Source organism: Mycobacteroides sp. H001 (assembly GCF_001440005.1).
Classification (GTDB): Bacteria; Actinomycetota; Actinomycetes; order Mycobacteriales; family Mycobacteriaceae; genus Mycobacterium; species Mycobacterium gwanakae.
Map to the genome: position 1 here is coordinate 104,841 of NZ_LJYH01000023.1, position 16,824 is coordinate 121,664.

General features: G+C 67.8%; 14 protein-coding genes. 4 read left to right on the forward strand and 10 right to left on the reverse strand.

What is annotated here, in order from left to right; translation table 11 throughout:
- Window positions 1–44: 44 nt before the first annotated feature.
- The 5 genes from AOT83_RS06385 to AOT83_RS26685 form a co-directional block, all read right to left on the reverse strand.
- A complete protein-coding gene (locus AOT83_RS06385) occupies window positions 45–1,277 on the reverse strand; it encodes an O-succinylhomoserine sulfhydrylase (RefSeq protein WP_030096242.1) in 1,233 nt (410 codons plus the stop codon).
- Window positions 1,274–1,699, reverse strand: a complete 426-nt coding sequence (locus tag AOT83_RS06390) for a rhodanese-like domain-containing protein (protein ID WP_030096241.1) — start codon at window positions 1,697–1,699, stop codon at window positions 1,274–1,276. The genes AOT83_RS06385 and AOT83_RS06390 overlap by 4 nt, the downstream gene beginning before the upstream one ends.
- Window positions 1,700–1,710: 11 nt before the next feature.
- Complete coding sequence (locus AOT83_RS06395) at window positions 1,711–2,160, reverse strand: nuclear transport factor 2 family protein (RefSeq protein WP_030096240.1); 450 nt, start codon at window positions 2,158–2,160, stop codon at window positions 1,711–1,713.
- Window positions 2,157–3,521, reverse strand: a complete 1,365-nt coding sequence (gene purT / locus AOT83_RS06400; protein WP_057964138.1) for a formate-dependent phosphoribosylglycinamide formyltransferase — start codon at window positions 3,519–3,521, stop codon at window positions 2,157–2,159. Before purT ends, AOT83_RS06395 begins: the two co-directional genes overlap by 4 nt.
- Window positions 3,522–3,592: 71 nt before the next feature.
- Window positions 3,593–3,910, reverse strand: coding sequence for a UBP-type zinc finger domain-containing protein (locus AOT83_RS26685; RefSeq protein WP_078344817.1), 318 nt, complete (start codon window positions 3,908–3,910; stop codon window positions 3,593–3,595).
- A 60-nt stretch (window positions 3,911–3,970) separates the two neighbouring features.
- Between AOT83_RS26685 and AOT83_RS06405 the strand changes: the two genes are divergently transcribed.
- Entirely contained in the window at window positions 3,971–5,551 is a 1,581-nt protein-coding gene (locus tag AOT83_RS06405) for a Na+/H+ antiporter (protein ID WP_030096238.1), read from the forward strand.
- Window positions 5,552–5,555: 4 nt separating this feature from the next.
- Here the strand turns inward: AOT83_RS06405 and AOT83_RS06410 are convergent, their stop codons facing one another.
- The gene (locus AOT83_RS06410; RefSeq protein WP_078284516.1) at window positions 5,556–6,218 is read right to left on the reverse strand and encodes a PaaI family thioesterase; all 663 of its coding nucleotides are present in this window, start codon (window positions 6,216–6,218) and stop codon (window positions 5,556–5,558) included.
- Window positions 6,215–7,510 (reverse strand): adenylosuccinate synthase, encoded by a 1,296-nt coding sequence (locus AOT83_RS06415; protein WP_030096236.1) that lies wholly within the window; start codon window positions 7,508–7,510, stop codon window positions 6,215–6,217. The genes AOT83_RS06410 and AOT83_RS06415 overlap by 4 nt, the downstream gene beginning before the upstream one ends.
- 159 nt (window positions 7,511–7,669) lie before the next feature.
- Between AOT83_RS06415 and AOT83_RS06420 the strand changes: the two genes are divergently transcribed.
- Both AOT83_RS06420 and AOT83_RS06425 read left to right on the forward strand, forming a co-directional pair.
- Entirely contained in the window at window positions 7,670–8,341 is a 672-nt protein-coding gene (locus AOT83_RS06420) for a diacylglycerol kinase family protein (RefSeq protein ID WP_057964137.1), read from the forward strand.
- Window positions 8,342–8,351: 10 nt separating this feature from the next.
- A complete protein-coding gene (locus AOT83_RS06425; protein WP_046254975.1) occupies window positions 8,352–9,116 on the forward strand; it encodes a site-2 protease family protein in 765 nt (254 codons plus the stop codon).
- Window positions 9,117–9,129: 13 nt separating this feature from the next.
- Here the strand turns inward: AOT83_RS06425 and AOT83_RS06430 are convergent, their stop codons facing one another.
- Window positions 9,130–10,041: a cation diffusion facilitator family transporter gene (locus AOT83_RS06430; RefSeq protein ID WP_046254976.1), complete on the reverse strand. Its 912-nt coding sequence runs from the start codon at window positions 10,039–10,041 to the stop codon at window positions 9,130–9,132.
- Between the two features lie 140 nt (window positions 10,042–10,181).
- Window positions 10,182–10,610: a DUF3151 domain-containing protein gene (locus AOT83_RS06435; protein WP_030096232.1), complete on the reverse strand. Its 429-nt coding sequence runs from the start codon at window positions 10,608–10,610 to the stop codon at window positions 10,182–10,184.
- A gap of 103 nt (window positions 10,611–10,713) precedes the next feature.
- Here AOT83_RS06435 and AOT83_RS06440 point away from each other — a divergent pair, with 103 nt between their 5' ends.
- Window positions 10,714–11,493 (forward strand): hypothetical protein, encoded by a 780-nt coding sequence (locus tag AOT83_RS06440; protein ID WP_030096231.1) that lies wholly within the window; start codon window positions 10,714–10,716, stop codon window positions 11,491–11,493.
- Here the strand turns inward: AOT83_RS06440 and AOT83_RS28325 are convergent.
- The gene (locus AOT83_RS28325; protein WP_205626753.1) at window positions 11,490–16,802 is read right to left on the reverse strand and encodes a hypothetical protein; all 5,313 of its coding nucleotides are present in this window, start codon (window positions 16,800–16,802) and stop codon (window positions 11,490–11,492) included. The two genes, AOT83_RS06440 and AOT83_RS28325, sit on opposite strands and share 4 nt — an antisense overlap.
- Between the last annotated feature and the right edge of the window lie 22 nt (window positions 16,803–16,824).

Genomic DNA, 16,824 nt, shown 5'->3' on the forward strand with positions numbered 1-16,824 from the left:
CTTCGCCCTAAGTGCTAGCCCCTGCTAACTAAAGCTAGCCCGAATTAGCCGAGCGCCCGTTCCAGATCCGCGATGAGGTCCTCGGTGGACTCCAGCCCGACCGATAAACGCACCACGCCATCGGAGAGCCCGATCGCCGCACGTCCCTCCGGACCCATCGCCCGATGGGTGGTGGTGGCGGGATGGGTAATCAGCGACTTGGAGTCACCCAGGTTGTTCGAGATGTCGATGAGCGAGGTCCCGTCGAGCACCTCGAAGGCTCGCTGCTTGCCCGCGTCGCCGTCGGCGTCCAGCTCGAAGGTGACGACGGTGCCGCCGCCGCGCATCTGCCGCTTGGCCAGTTCGTACTGAGGATGACTCGGCAGGAACGGGTACCGCACCCAGCGCACCGCGGGATGCTGTTCCAGGAACTGCGCAATCTTGGAGGCGGATTCGTTGGCATGCCGCACCCGAAGGTCCAGTGTTTCAAGGCCTTTCACCAGCGTCCAGGCATTGAAGGGGCTCAGCGCCGGCCCGGTGTGCCGCATCAGCGTCTTGACGGGTCCCTCGATGTATTCGGTCTCGCCCAGGATGGCGCCGCCGAGCACCCGGCCCTGCCCGTCGATGTGCTTGGTGCCGGAATAGACCACCACGTCGGCGCCCAGCGGAATACCCTGCTGCAAAAGCGGGGTAGCAAAAACGTTGTCCAGCACCACCTTTGCACCGGCAGCATGTGCCAGCTGACACACCGCTTCGATGTCGACGAGTGATTGCATTGGGTTGGAAGGGGTTTCGAAGAAGACTGCCTGTGTGGGAACGGACAGCGCTTCCTCCCACTGGGAGAGGTCTTCACCGTCCACGAACACGGTCTCCACACCCCAGCGCGGCAGAATCTCGTTACAGACCACGAAACAGGACCCGAACAGGCTCCGAGCCGCGACCAGCCTGTCACCGGCACCGAGCAACGCGCCCAGCGCAGTGAAGACGGCCGACATGCCTGTCGCCGTCGCGAATGCCGCCTCGGCACCCTCGATGAGCCGTAACCGCTCCTCGAACATGGAGATCGTGGGGTTGCCGTAGCGGGAGTACACATACCGATCGACCTCGCCAGTGAAGGCGCGTTCCGCGGCGGCCGCGCTCTCGTAGACGTACCCGGAGGTCAGGTACATCGCCTCGGCGGTCTCCTCGAACTCGGAGCGCAGCAGCCCACCGCGCACGCCGATGGTCGCCTGGCTCACGCCGTCGGGCAGCGCCTTGGGTATGCGCACCGAGGGAATGCCGTCAGGAGTCTGGTTCATGACTGCCGCCACGGCAGACCGATGGCACGCCATCCGACGCCGCCACGGTGCCCGTTCTCATCCAGGTTGCCCTCGAACCCGTCAAGCACGTTGTAGGACGGGGCGATTCCCGCCTCGGTGGCCAGTTCCGCCGAACCGATCGACCGATTGCCGGACCGGCACAGGAAGATCACCGGGCGGTCGTCCCCCTGGGACGGCCCGGTCACGCCCGCGGCCGCCAGCTCCTCCAGGAACTGCTCATTGCGTTCGCCGTTAGAGCGCACCCACTCGATGTACACGACATCGCGGCCGAGCTCGGTGAGATCGGGAATCCCGACCCACTTCCACTCCGCCGACGTGCGCACATCGACAAGAACGGCCTCTGGGTTTTCCTTCAGCAGCGCCCACGCCGCCTCCGGGGTGATATCTCCTGCGTAGCCCACGAAGAGCCAGTCTATTGGTACTGGCTGCAGACCCTCCACGAGCCGTCTTCCTTGACGAAGGAGACGTCCGCGGTGAGCTTGGTGTCCTCGGATTTCATGTAGTGATAGGTCACCGCGGCGGTGGCGGCATCCCCGGTGATCTTGACGTCCTTGACGTCGTCCACATACCGGTTTCCGCGCGCCGCCTCGGATTTGTCCTGCGCGGCAATCACATTCTGTTCCGGGCCGATGATGGCTCGGCAGCTGCTGGCCACATAGTCGGCATAGGCATGTCGCTGCAGCGCATCGTTCTGCGCGATGACCGACTGCCCCACCCTGCCCTCTTCGGTGAGACCGTCACCCGACCGGAAGAACGTCGACACCGCAATACCGATCACCACGATTCCAAAGATCACCGCCCCGGCGATGAAGGGGCCGATACTCCCCCGATCCTCGGATTCCACCTGCTCCTCGGGCGTCACCGCAGATGCCTGGCGACCTGATGCGCTCGGCTCATCGCCAGCGCGGTATTGGGTGCGGTGGCGAGTGCCAACCCAACACGGCGGCGCCGATGGATCTCCGAATGCCCGAACACCCGAATATCGCTCTCAGGTATCTGCAACGCCTCATCGAGCTGCCGCGGCGTCGGACCCTGACCGTCGCCGTAGACCAGCTCGGCGGCCGCCGGCGACACCAAAATGGTGTCGATCGGAACCCCCAGCACCGCGCGCGCGTGCATATCGAACTCGGACAACCGCTGCGATCGCACCGTCACCAGCCCGGAGTCATAGGGCCGCGCACTCACGTCGCAGAAGTAGACCTCGTCGCCGCGGACGAACAGCTCGACACCGTAAACACCGTGCCCACCAAGGGCATTGACCGCGCGAGCGGCAATCGACCGCGCCAGCTCGAGCGCCGCCTGACTCAGCGGCTGCGGCTGCCACATCTGCATCGCGTCGGTGCCACTCTGGCGGTGTGCGATGGGCTCGCAGAAATACAGTCTGGTCGCACCGCCGACTCCGGCCGTGCGCACCGTCAGCAGCGTGATCTCGTAGTCGATCTCCACCACGGTCTCCACCAGCACTCGCTGGATGCCACCGATGTTCGCCGCGACGGCTTGATCCCACGCCGGTTCCGCGTCGCTCTCCCGCAGCACCACCGATTCGCCCTGCCCGTAGGCGGCCGAGACCGGGCGCACCACCACCGGGAAACCCGCGGTCTCGAGAACCTTGTGCAGTTCCTCGACCGAGTTCGCGAACCAGTAGGCGGGCGTGGGCAAGCCGAGTTCCTCGGCCGCCATCCGCCGCATCGCCTCGCGATCGCCCGCCAGTCGCACGGCCTTGGCGGTCGGAATGACCTGGGTGACCTTGCCGTCGGCGAGTTTCTCGAGTGCGTCGACCGAGGCCGTCTCCACCAGCGGCACCACGAAACGGGGCCGTTCCTTCTCGATGAGCTCGAACAAGGTCTCCGACTCACCGATCGATGCGAGCACCGAACGGTCCGCCGCGTCCTGGGCGGGCCCGGGCGTGCCGGTGTCCACCACGACGACCTCGGCACCCAGGCGCTGGAAGGAGATGGCCAGCTCCCTGGCGAGTTCACCCGAACCCAGCAGCATCACCGTGGTGCGGTTCGGGGCGCCAGGCTCCGGTGCGTCCCCGGCAGACGCCGCCGTCTCGACGGCGGGCTTCACCGCCTTGGCGGCTTTGGGCACCTTGGCGCCGTTGGTGGCACGAATGGCGTCCTCGGTCACCGGCGCCGTCTCGGCGGGCCCGGGCTCCACGGTGTCAGTTGACGCCGTCGCCCCTTGCTCGCTGGGGGGCGAACCCTCCTGCGTCACCACGATGTCTTTTACGCCTTCCGGTCGGTCTGTTGCCCTGTTGGACCGTGCCTAGCGTGCCAGATTGCCACACATCCTCAACCCAGAGTGCTGTGGATATAACACCAGCGCCAATCCTCACCGGGCTCATGGGAACGCATCACCGGGTGCCCCGAGGCGTGAAAATGTGCGGTGGCGTGCTGGTGGGGACTGGAATCACAGCAGCTCACCCGGCCGCATTCCAGGCACATCCGCAAATGGGCCCAGACCTGCTCGCCCAGCGCGGCGCAGTCCTCGCAATGCCCGGGGGTCCGGGGGTCGGGATCGGGCCCGGTGGCCGCCACCAGCTCCGGACAGGGGCCCTGCCCCGGTGTCGACGCGGGCGCGGCAGATCCGCGCCGGAACAGCCGCTTCATACATGCCCTCTCAACGTGCCCGCTTAGGTGCCAGGACCACTCTCCGCACAGAATACGAAGGTGAACGTTTCACTGCTGGCAGTACTCACGGCCGCCCTCGTCCTGGCAGCGATTTCCCGGCGATTCGGGCTTCCCACCCCGTTGGTACTGGTCGTGGCGGGTTTGGCGGCCACCGCCATCCCCGGCCTGCCGTCCATCGAGATGGACCCGGACCTGGTGCTGTTCGTGATTCTGCCGCCGCTGCTCTACACCACGGCGCTGGAGAGCTCCTACGTGAACCTGCGAAAGAACGTGCGGGCGGTCAGCAGCCTGGCCGTGGTGCTTCCGCTGGTCACCACGGTCGCGGTGGGCTTCGTGGCGTTCTATGCGGTTCCCGAGCTGCCGCTGGCCGGCGCGATGGTGCTCGGCGCCATCGTGGCACCGCCCGATGCGGTATCGGCCACCGCCATCGGCCGCCGCCTGGGCCTGCCGCGCAACATCATGACGCTGCTGGGCGGCGAGAGTCTGCTCAACGACGCCACCGCACTCACCGCCTATCGGGTCGCGATCGCCGCGGCGATCGGGCTCGGCGCCACCGTGGCCGACGGGCTCAAGATCTTTGCGCTCGCGGCCGTCGGTGGGGTGCTCGTCGGGGTTGTCATCGGAAAATTGGTCAACATCATCCGCTGCAAGCTCGACGATCCACTGTCAGAGAGCGCCATCGGCCTGGTGGTGCCGTTCTTCGCCTACCTGCTCGCCGAGGAGATACACGGCTCCGGCGTGATCGCGGTGGTGGTCGCCGGCCTGATGCTGGGACACCGCTCGGTCCATGCCGGATACGCCACCCGGCTACAGGACGACGCGGTGTGGAAGGCCGTGCAGCTGCTGCTCGAGTCCTTCGCGTTCCTGCTCATCGGGTTGCAGCTGCCAAAGGTCATCGAAGGACTACGCGGCCTGTCGTTCCAGACCATCTTGCTGTCGTCGATCGCGGTGCTGGCCACCGTCATCGTGGTGCGCATCGTGTTCGTCTTCGCATTCGCTTACATGCGCCCGCCCGGCCAACGCCCGTCGGCACGTGGGGTCTTTGTGGTGGCATGGGCCGGGATGCGGGGTGTGGTGTCGCTGGCGATGGCCTTCGCGGTGCCGCTGTCCACCGTCACCGGCGAGCCGCTGCCCGGGCATCCGCACATCGTGTTCCTCACCTTTGTGGTGGTGGTGGGAACCCTTCTGCTGCATGGCCTTACGTTGCCGTGGGTGATCCGTGTGCTGGGCGTGCAGAGCGACGATGAACGCAAGGACGCCCTAGCCGAGGCCGCCGCCCAGGACAAGGCTGCCCGCGCGGCGGCCGATCGTCTCGAGGAGCTCCTGGATGACAACGACGGCATCGAGGACACCAACGTGCGCAGCCGGGCCGCGGAGATCCTGAGGCACTGGAACACCCGGCGCCGCAACGCGGCCTGGGAGCGCCTCGGACGCAGCGATGAGGATGCCGGTGAGAGCCCGATGGCCGCGTTCCGGAACCTGCGCCTGGAGATGCTCGAGAAGGAGCGTGAAGTGTTCATCGCCGAACGCGATGCGGGCAATATCGACGACGAGGTGCTGCGCACCGTGTTGCGGGGGCTCGACCTCGAAGAGGCCACCATGAATCAGGCCGACAGGTAGCCCATCACGGCTGGCCGGGCAGCAGCTGCACCATCAGCCCGTTGGCATCGGCCAGCACCGTCCCCTGTGCGTCATAGAGCTCCGCCGAGACGAACGCCTTGCGGCGATCCACCTCGTCGATGCGGCTGCTGGCCGTCAGGGGCACACCGACCGGCACCACCTGGCGGTAGTTGACGTGCAGGAAGGCGGTACGGCTGATGGTGCGGCCCGCCATGATCACCGTCATCCCGAAGAGATGATCGAACAAGAGCGGCAAGATGCCGCCGTGTACGGCGCCATTACCGCCGAGGTAGAACCGCGGGAAGTCACCATGCGCCTCGATACCGTCCGGTCCGGCCCTGTCGATGAACCACGGCGGCAGCAACAGGTGCCCGTTGGCGGGCTCGTCGGCGACCCGATTGGCAGGTCCGACACCCTCGGGCGCCTGGTACGGGTCCATCAGCTCGACGAGCTTCTCGGTGAGATCGGCCGCCTCGTCCCAGCGCGGATCGTCCATATCGGCCGACACCGCGAGATCCTGCAGCCGCCGCATGGCCGTCAGGAACCGCCCGAATCCGGGCCCCACCGAGGACGGCGAGTACTGGGGAAAACCCCCGCCACGGATTTCACGGATGGCCCGATTCATCTCTTCATGCAGTGCGGCGAGTCTGTCCCCGTCGGCAGTCATGACTTCGAGAGTATGTCCCGCCGCACAATCGTCTGATCGCGGCCCGGCCCAACGCCGATGCATGACATCGGCGCACCGGCGAGCTCCTCGAGACGCAACACGTAGTCCTGCGCCTTGGCGGGCAGGTCGCTGAACTCGCGAGCCGTGGAAATGTCCTCCCACCAACCCGGAAGCTCTTCGTAAACCGGTGTGGCGCGGTAGATCTCGCTCTGGGTCATCGGCATTTCGTTGGTGCGCTTGCCATCCACCTCGTACCCGACACAGATCGGGACGGTCTGCAGACTCGACAGCACGTCCAGCTTGGTCAGGAAGTAGTCGGTGATGCCGTTGACCCGGGTGGCGTACCGGGCGATGACGGCGTCGAACCACCCGCAGCGCCGGGCGCGCCCGGTGGTAACGCCCACCTCGCCGCCCGTCTTGGCCAGGTAGGCGCCGTGTTCGTCGAACAGCTCGGTGGGGAACGGACCTGAACCAACGCGGGTGGTGTACGCCTTGAGAATCCCGAGCACGGTGGTGATCCGGGTGGGCCCGATACCGGACCCCACCGAAGCGCCGCCGGCCGTCGGATTCGAGGACGTCACAAAGGGATAGGTGCCGTGATCGACGTCGAGCAGCGTGCCCTGCGATCCCTCCAGTAGCACCGTCTCACCGCGTTCCAGCGCCTGGTTGAGCTCAAGACGGGCGTCGGCGATGCGATGCTTGAATCCCTCGGCCTGCTCCAGCACACCGTCGACAACCTGATCCGGGTCGAGCGCCTTGCGGTTGTAGATCTTGACCAGCACCTGGTTCTTGAATTCCAGTGCGGCATGAACCTTTTGGCGCAGAGATTCCTCGTCGAGAACATCGGCGACCCGGATCCCGATACGCGCCACCTTGTCCTGATAGCAGGGGCCGATACCGCGGCCGGTGGTGCCAATCTTCTTGGATCCCAGGTACCTTTCGGTCACCTTGTCGATCGCGACGTGGTACGGCATCAGCAGATGCGCGTCAGCGGACAAGATGAGACCCGAGGTGTCGATACCCCGCTGCTCCAGACCCGCGAGCTCGGTCAAGAGCACGCCCGGATCGACGACGACCCCGTTGCCGATGACGTTCGTCACCCCCGGGGTGAGGATCCCCGACGGGATGAGGTGCAAGGCGAAGTTCTCTCCGTTGGGTAACACCACGGTGTGTCCGGCGTTGTTACCGCCCTGGTAGCGGACTACCCATTGAACCGAGCCACCGAGCAGGTCGGTTGCCTTGCCTTTCCCCTCGTCGCCCCACTGGGCGCCGATCAGGACTATTGCCGGCATGTGCGTTCTCTGCGCTTCCCTGTTGGCAGCCCCCACCGCGGGCCATCGCGGCGCAACGCTGCGCGTGCAAAATGTTGTTCAGCCGGTGAGCCACTGTATCGCAAGAGCGCTGGACTGCGAGGGCACCGCACGTATTCGGACCGACGAAGGAGGTCGCTGGTGAGTACCCCGAGCGTCACCGAAACGGCGGCGGCGCGGGTTTTGCTGTTCGGCACCCGCCGACTGCCCCGCATTCTGCGTGACCTCCCCGTGGACCGGGTCGAGGGATCCGACGCGGTGCGCACACTCCTGGATGCGCTTCCGGACGGCACGCTCCGGCTCATCGTGGTCGGCGGAGACGGTGATCTGGGGCAGGTGCTTACCCGGCTGATGCGCGCCGAAAGACTGGACGTGGAGTTGGGTTTCGTGCCGGATCGCCGTTCACGCGCACGCCGGACCTATCGGATCGGGATCGGCGCCGCCCGCCGGGCCCGCACGGGCCGCGCACACCGGGTGCCACTCATCCGGGACGACACCGGCACCGCCCTGGCCGGGCGCGCCTCATGGCAGGGCACCGACGGCGAAGCGGTCACCGGCGAGGCCACAGTCGATGACACCCTGCTGTTCGAGGGCATCGCCGCCGTCGACATCGAACCCATCGAAGCGCTGCCGGGCCTGCGAGCCGGCGTCCGGGGCCGAGCACGCCTCCTGCCCCGCCGCTGGGTGACCGGACGGGCGGCTCAGCTGGGAACCGAAGGTGCCGTCGTGGTCCGTGACGGTGTCGCGGGCGCTCGTCCCGTCACCCGGTCCACGTTCTATCGACACCAGCAGGGCTGGTTGCTCGTCCGGTAGCTTCGCACCGGTGAAGACCTCCCAGTCCGTCCGTCCCAGCCCGGTCTTTCTCGCGCTCGTCGCACTCACCGTTGCCGGGGCAGTGCTGGCGTGGCTCGGCGGCAATTCCACCGAGCCGCTGGCCCGCGGCGGGGTGTTCGTATTCGTGTTCACCGGCTGGGTGGTGTCCCTGTGCCTGCACGAATTCGGACACGCGTACACGGCTTGGCGTTTCGGCGACACCCAGGCACGCGGATACCTGACGTTGAACCCGCTGCAGTACACCGATCCCGTGCTCTCGATGGTGCTGCCGCTGGTGTTCATCGCACTCGGCGGTATCGGGCTTCCCGGCGGCGCGGTGTACGTGCACACCGCCGGGATGACCAACCGGCAGCGCACCCAGGTGAGCCTGGCCGGGCCGAGCGCCAATGCCGCACTCGCGGTGCTGATTCTGGGGACGACAGCACTTTTTGCCGATCGCGACCATGTGGTGTTCTGGGCGGCGATGGCCTACCTCGGTTTCCTCCAGGTGACGGCTGTGGTGCTCAACCTATTGCCCGTGCCGGGTTTGGACGGCTACGGCGCACTCGAGCCGCATTTAAGCCCGAAAACGCAACGCACGCTTGCCAATGCCAAGACGTTCGGATTCCTGATCCTGTTCGTGCTGTTGATGTCGCCGCCGATCAACAGGGCATTCTTCGATGCGGTCTACTGGATCGTCGCGTCATTGGGCGTCGACCCCGATCTCTCCCGTATCGGCGGCTGGCTGTTCCGCTTCTGGGGCAAGCTGCTCTAGCCCGAACCGACCGCTACCAGTTGGCGTGTTCCTCGCAATGCTCCTGCGCCTCAGGGGGTTCCACCTGGATGGTGGCATGAGGAAGACCACGCTCGGCCAGTACGGACCGTGCTGCCGCCAGCACCTGCGCTGCGTCGGCCGTGCTGGTCAGGTGCGCGGTGGCCATGTCCTTTCCGGGCACCAGGGTCCACACATGCAGGTCGTGCACGCTGCTCACGCCATCCACCGCCAGCAACGCGGCACGCAACTCGTCGACGTCGATGTGCTTGGGCGAGGTCTCCGTCAGGATGCGCAGCGCGGCCCGCGCCAGCGAGAACGCGCGCGGCAGGATCCACAGCGAAATCAGGACACCGACCACAATGTCGGCGTATCGCCAGCCGGTGGTCAGGGTAATGATCGCCGCCACGAGTACCCCGACGCTGCCGACGGCATCGGCCAGCACCTCCATGTAGGCGCCGCGCACCGCGAGACTGCTTTCCGCGTGTGAACGCAGCAGCCAGATCACCACGACATTGGCGGCCAGACCGGCCAGCGCGACCACCATCATCGGCAGACCCGGCACTTCCGGGGGTGCGCCACCGGTGAGACGCTCCACCGCTTCGTACATCACGAACGCCGCGATGCCGGTAAGGAGCGCCGCGTTGACGATCGCGGTGAGCACCTCTGCCCGGTGCCATCCATAAGTCCGTGCCGCCGAGGTACTGCCGCGGCGCGCCAGCAGGATGGCGCTGAGCCCCATGATGAGCCCGACCAGATCGGTGAGCATGTGGCCCGCATCGGCCAGCAGGGCCAGCGAGTTGATCAGCAAGGCGACGACAAGCTCGAGTACGAAGAAGGAGCCGACGATGCCCAGCGAGACCCACATTCGACCCACCCGGGCGTCGGCCGGATTGCCTACATGCCCGTGATCGTGACCGGCTCCCACTGTGACTCCTCTCAACCTCTCGAACTTATATGCAAAAGTTCGCATAGGCCAATGGGTCATTCCGCCCGCGCGCTTCGCCGACACGCCGCGCGGCGGCGGATTCGTATCGCACATTGCCGCCACGAGACGGCGTGTGGACGTCAGGAAGTAAGTAGCGCGGGGCGAGCGGCCGGATCGCAGTCGTCGAGCAGATCGCAGCACCGCGCGAATTCGTGGCTCTCGCCGATCAGCTGGGCGGCGCGCGCCAAGGCGGCCACCGCACGCAGGAAGCCACGGTTGGGCTCATGCGAGTAGGGCACCGGCCCAAAGCCCTTCCATCCGTTCCGTCGCAACTGGTCCAGGCCCCGGTGATACCCGGTACGCGCGAATGCGTAGGCGGTGATGATGCTGCCGACCGAGCCGTCACCGTCCAGCGCGTTCTCCGCCAGTTCGGCCCAGGCGATCGATGCGGAGGGGTACGCCGCCGCGACCGCGGCAGGATCCCGGCCCTCGATCAGGGCCGACTCGGCCTCGGCGTCTCCGGGTAGCAGCACAGGCTCGGGACCCAGCAGATCATGCATTGGACTCATGCAGCCATTCTGACGCCAATCCGATCCCGCGATCGCGATAGGGTGGGCGCGGTCGATCGCGCCTGCGCGAAAGAGCGCTAAGCACGGATAAGGAACGAAACGCATGGCGAACCCCACCGGTGGAAATTCCGAGGCCAAGCCCGACTCACAGGGCGACGAGCCTGTGGACTCTGCCGAGCAGCCGGAAGGCGCCGCGCACACCCCGGAGATATCCGATACCGCCGATACCGGCCCAGTCCCCCCGCTCGACGATGCGCAGACCGTCGTGATGCCTCCGGCAAAACCGGACGTTCCGCGCTATACGGCACCGGGCTTCGACGCCAACAAGACCGAGATGATCGCGCCCGTCGGCGACGATCCGAAGACCGAGATGATCCAGCCACTAGCGACCCAGGCGCGCCCCAAGATCGCGACCCCGGAGACGATCGCACCACGCAAAGAAGAGAAGCGCAGCTGGGGCTGGGTGATCGCGCTGACACTCGTCGTCGCCGCGCTGGCCGCGGTGATCGTGCTCGCGGCCGTCATCATCTCGCGTACCAGCGCACCGAAGGCATCGCAAGAAGAGTTGGTACGCAACAGCATTCAGAACTACGACAACGCCATCCAGACCGGCAATCTGGCGGCGCTGCGCGCCATCACCTGCGGCGAGACCCGCGACGGCTACGTCCGCTACCCCGATGCCGAATGGTCCCAGACCTATCAGAAGGTGGCCGCCGCCAAGCAGTACCCCGTGGTGGCCAGCATCGACGAGGTGGTGGTCAACGGCGAGCACGCCGAAGCCAATGTCACCTCTTTCATGGCGTTCGCACCGCAGACCCGCTCATCGCGCAGCTTCGATCTGCAGTTCCGCGACAAGGAATGGAAGATCTGCCAGTCCGACTAACTCCCCGAGCCCGAGGACGAGCCGCCGCCACCGGACGAGGACGAACCACCGGAGGACGAGGACGAGCTCGAACCGCTAGACGAGGTGGAGCCGCTAGGCGAACCGGCGCCCGTCTCACCCGCGCTGTCCCCACCTTCGCCACCAGACTGCTTCTTCGTCCCGTGTGATGAGGTACCCGCGCGCGCAGATCCTGCCGGCGTGGACTTGTTGGCGCCACCATCACTGGCACGCGAGCCCGTAGCGTTGGTATGGGATCCGGTGTCGGATCCCGTCGTGGAGGAACCGTCGGCACCCGCACGACCGTTCTTGCCGAATGCACCGCCCTTGCCGCCCACCCCGCCGGTCTTTGTGGTGCTCTTGGTGCCATCGCCGTTTGCATCGCCTCCGGCGCCGCCGCCACCGCCATTGCCGATGACACCCGAACTTCCGCCGGTGCCGCCCTTTCCGCCCGTGGCCGGTCCGGTCTTCACGAGCCCGCTGGAGGTCTCGGCCTTGCCTCCGGCCCCTCCGCTGCCGCCATTGCCGACGACGGCGTGCGAACTCGCGCCATTGCCGCCATCGCCGCCAACCGCGCTGCCGCCCAGGCTCGACGAAGCACCGCCGGTGCCACCGGAACCGCCGTCACCGGTAAGACCACCCGAGGCTCCGCCGGTGCCACCGGTACCGCCCTTGGTCTCCCCATAGGTTGTCTTGGCCTCGCCACCGGCACCACCAGCGCCGCCGCTGCCCGCGACCAGGCCGCCGCTACCGCCGGCACCGCCATTGCCGCCGGTTCCTGGTTCGGATGTCCTGGTATCAAACGAATTCGAGGTGCCACCCTGGCCGCCCGCTCCACCATTGCCGAGCATGCCCGCACTGCCACCGTCACCACCGGCACCGCCGGTCGACGTTCCGGTGAAGAAGTTACTGCCCTCTCCGCCCTTGCCGCCAGCACCGCCGTCACCCGCCAGTGCACCACCCTTGCCACCGTTACCGCCCGCACCGCCGACACCGGTCTTGCCGTCGGCCGTCGCGGATGCGTCGCCGCCCTTACCGCCCGCACCGCCGGTGCCGATCAGACCGGCGTTACCGCCGTCGCCACCCTTCTGCCCGGGCAGTCCGTCACCGCCGGCGCCGCCGTTACCGAACAGCAGGCCACCGTTACCACCCTTTTGACCGGGTAATCCCTTGCCGCCGTTGCCGATCAGCAGACCGCCGTCCTGGCCGAGGCCACCGTCACCGATGATCAGGCCGCCCGGTCCGAACAGCGGGCGCTGTGTGTACACACCGGCCGCGTTGGGTGAACCGTCACCGATGATCAACCCACCCGGTCCGAACAGCGGGCGTCCGCCGAACAGATTCCATGCCGAGCCCCCGTTGCCGACATTGGCGGCTCCGCACTTGCCCGCCATCCCCGAAACGCAATCGGCATAAGCACGTTCGGCGATTGCCTTTTCCTCAGCCGACTTCGCGGACGCGAGCCGGTCCTTCGCAGCAGCGGCGGCGTAATCCGCAGCGGCCTTGTCCGCTGCCGCCTTGGCAGCCGCGTAGCCGTCGGCCTTCTGTTGTGCCGCAGCGAGCTCGTCAGCGGCCTTCTGCGCATCTGCTCGCGCCGCTGCCGCCTGATCGGCGGCGGCCTTGGCGGCCGCCTCCGCGGCCGCCCGGTCTCCCGCGGCCGTCTGTGCGGCGGCCGTAGCCTGCGCGGCCAGCGCCTCGGCGGCCTGTGCCGCACGCTCGGCCTCGTCCGCCTGTTCCGCGGCGATCCGGGCTGCGGTCTGTGCCTCGGCGACCTCGGGCGCCGGTGCCCCCGTGGTCAATGCGGTATCCAGGGCGGTCTGCGTGGCCGCTGCCTGTTTCGCGGTTTCGACGGCCTTGGCACGAGCAGCCGATGCGTCGGACACCGCACTGCCCGCCACGGCACCCGCACTCGCCGCGGCCGCGGTCTTGTCTGTCACCGCACGCTCAGCGGATGACTGCTGGGTGTCAAGCGCCTGCGCCAGCTGCGCGGCCGCACCAACCTGGATCTCAGTGGATTGGACCTTCTGGTCCGCCTGAGCCTTCGGATCGGTCTGAGCCGCCGCCGCAGCCTCGGCGAAGATCGGGCGGCAATCCGCGGCAATGATATTGAGGCGCTGCTTAGCTTCCTCCGCGGACTTGTCCATCGCCGCCCGGTCCGCGGCAGCCTTCTCGGCCGCCAACTTCTGGAACGCCGCCTGCCCCTCGGCCGCCTGGACTGCTGCCGCATCGGAAGCACTTGCCGCCTCGAGAGTCGCAGCGGCAGCGCGATCCGCGGCAGCCTTGGCGGAGTCGGCTGCCGCCGCCTGCGCCGAAACGTCCTTGTCCTTCAACGCCTGATCCGCCGCGGCGCGGTCACGATCAGCAGCAGCCTGAGCTTCGGCGAACACCTTGGCGGCGTTGGCAGCACGCTCGGCGGATGCGGCGGCGGCTTCCGCGGACCGCAGCGCGTCAGCCGCGGCCTTATCGACGGCGGCCTTGTCCACCCCTGCTTGAGTTGCCGCGTCGATGACCGCCTTCTGATCACCGACTGCCTGCTCGGCAGCAGCCTTCGCGGCGGCCGCCGCATCGGTCGCCGCCTGCACCGCATCCGCGGTCTGAGTGGCCTTGGCCGCCGCAGCGTCCTTGGCCGTCTGAGCATCCTGAGCCGCCTTGGCCGCATCTGCCAGTGCCTTGTCGGCAGCAGCCTTGGCTGCCTGAGCATCGGCCGCAGCCTTGGCATCCTGGGCTGCCTTGTCGCCGGCATTCGTGGCGGCATCCGTGGCTGCCTTCGCCGCCGCGCTGGCATCTGCCAGGGCCTTATCCGCGGCCGCCTTAGCCGCGGCAGCCGCGTCGGCCGATGTGGCGGCACCGGAAAGCTGTTGATCTGCAGCTTCTTTCGCCGCAGCGGCATCCTTGGCGGCCTGGTCCGCGCCCGCTAGCGCGCCATCGGTAGCGGACTTCGCCGCGGCGGCAGCGTCGGCGGCAGCCTTGGCAGCGGCCGCATTCTGGTCAGCGGCATCCTTGATACCGGCCGCATCGGAAGCTGCCTTTGCCGCATCGGCGGCCTTCTGATCGGCGGCACTCTTGGCCGCAGCGGCGTCGGCGGCGGCCTTGGCGGCATCTGCCGATGCCTGATTCGCCGCATCGGATGTCGACAGGGCATCCTTGGCCGCTTGATCGGCCGCGGCCAAGGCCTGATCGGCGGCTGCCTTCGCGGCTTGCGCGGCCGCAGCAGCCTGCGCCGCCTGCCCGGCCTGTACACCCGCCGCATCCGACGCGGAAACCGCACCTTGAACAGCACTGTCCGCAGCCGCCAAGGCTCCGTCCGCAGCTGCCTTCGCCGCAGCGGCCGCATCGGAGGCCGACTTGGCCTCGGCCGCCTTCTGATCGGCAGCAGCCTTGGCCGCCAACGCATCCGATGCAACCTTGGCCGCATCCGTTGCCTTCTGGTCGGCCGCCTCCTTTGCGGATGTCGCATCGACGGCGGCCTGGATGGCAAGAGCGGCCTTGTCCGCGGCATCCTGGGCCGCGGTGCCCGCGTCAGTCGCGCCCTTGTTGGCATCCGTCAGCGCCTGATCGGCACTGGCCTTTGCCGCAGCAGCCGCATCGGAGGCCGACTTGGCCTGCGCCGCCGCCTGATCCGCGGCGGCCTTGGCCGCGCCCGCATCCGAGACAGCCTTACCGGCGTCCGCGACCGCCTTGTCCGCCGCGGACTTGGCCACGCCCGCCGCGTCATCGGCGGCCTGCGCGGCTGCGGACTTGTCGGCGGCATCACTGGCAGCGGCAGCGGCGTCGGCGGCAGCCTTCGAAGTATCGGTGAACACCTTGTCGGCGGCTATCTTTGCCGCAGCGGCAGCATCGGCGGCAGCAGCCGCGTCAGTGGCCTTCTGGTCCGCAGCGGTGGTAGCGGCAGCGGCATCAGCGGCAGCCTTACCCGCATCGGCCAATGCCGTATCCGCCGCAGACTTGACGGCCGCAGCAGCATCGGCGGCTGTCTTGGCAGCGGTTGCCTTGTCGGCGGCGTCGTTGGCGCTGGTCGTCGCGTCGGTGGCGGTCTTACCCGCATCGGCCAATGCCGTATCCGCCGCAGACTTGACCGCTGCCGCCGCGTCGTCGGCAGCCTGTGCGGCGGTGGACTTGTCGGCGGCATCCCTGGCAGCGGCAGCGGCATCGAGAGCGGCCTTATCGGCGTCTGCCAATGCCCCGTCCGCTGCTGCCTTCGCCGCGGCAGCAGCATCCGATGCCGTACGCGCGTCGGCGGCCTTCTGATCGGCAGCCACCTTGGCAGCGGCCGCATCCGCCGCGGCCCTGTCCGCATCTGCCAGCACCCCCTCGGCTGCCGCCTTATCCGTGGTGGCGGCATCCGCCGCGGCCTTGGCATCGGCCGCCTTCTGATCGGCAGCCACCTTGGCAGCCGCGGCATCCGCCGCGGCCTTATCGGCATCCGCCAGCGCGGTATCCGCGGCGATCTTCACCGCCGCAGCCGTATCCGCGACCGTCTTGGCGGCGGCGGCCTTGTCGGCGGCATCGCTCGCGGTTGCCGCGGCGTCGCTGGCAGCCTTGGCGGCGTCGGTCAACGCCTTGTCCGCGTTGGCCTTCACCGTCGCCGCATCCGAAGCAGCCGTACCGGCTTCGGTGGCTTTCTGATCGGCGGCGGCCTTCGCAGCCGACGCATCGGAAGCGGCCCTATCCGCATCCGCCAGCGCGGTATCCGCGGCGGCCTTCACCGCAGCGGCAGCATCGGCAACCGTCTTGGCATCAACAACCTGTTGGTCTGCCACGGTCTTGGCTGCGGCCGCATCAGAAGCGTCCTTACCCGCGTCCGCCAACGCCTTATCCGCGGTCACCTTCACCGCCGCAGCCGCATCCACTGCCGTCTGCGCCGCCGCCGCATTCTGATCCGCAACCGTCTTCGCCGCCGCCGCATCACCGGCAGCCTTGTTCGCATCGGCCAACGCAGTCTCGGCTGCCGTCTTGGCCGCGTCCTTGGCCGACTTATCGGCGTCGGCGGCGGCCTTGGCATCGGTGGCGTCGGTCAACGCCGTGGCGGCGGCCGCAGCCTGGGTCTGCGCATCACCCAATGCCGCGTCCGCAGTCGACTTGGCCGCAGCGGCGGCCTGTGCAGCGGCCTTGGCATCGGTGGCGTTTTGAGCGGCCACGGAGGCCGCGTCTGCTGCGGCCGTGGCCGCCGTGGCGGCATTCACCGAAGCCTGATCGGCGGCCGCCTTGGCGGCATCGGCATTGGTGACGGCGGTAGCAGCATCGGCAGCGGCTTGGTCCGCTGTGCTCTTGGCCGCCGCCGCATCACCGGCAGCCTTGTTCGCATCGGCCAACGCCTTATCCGTGGTGACCGAC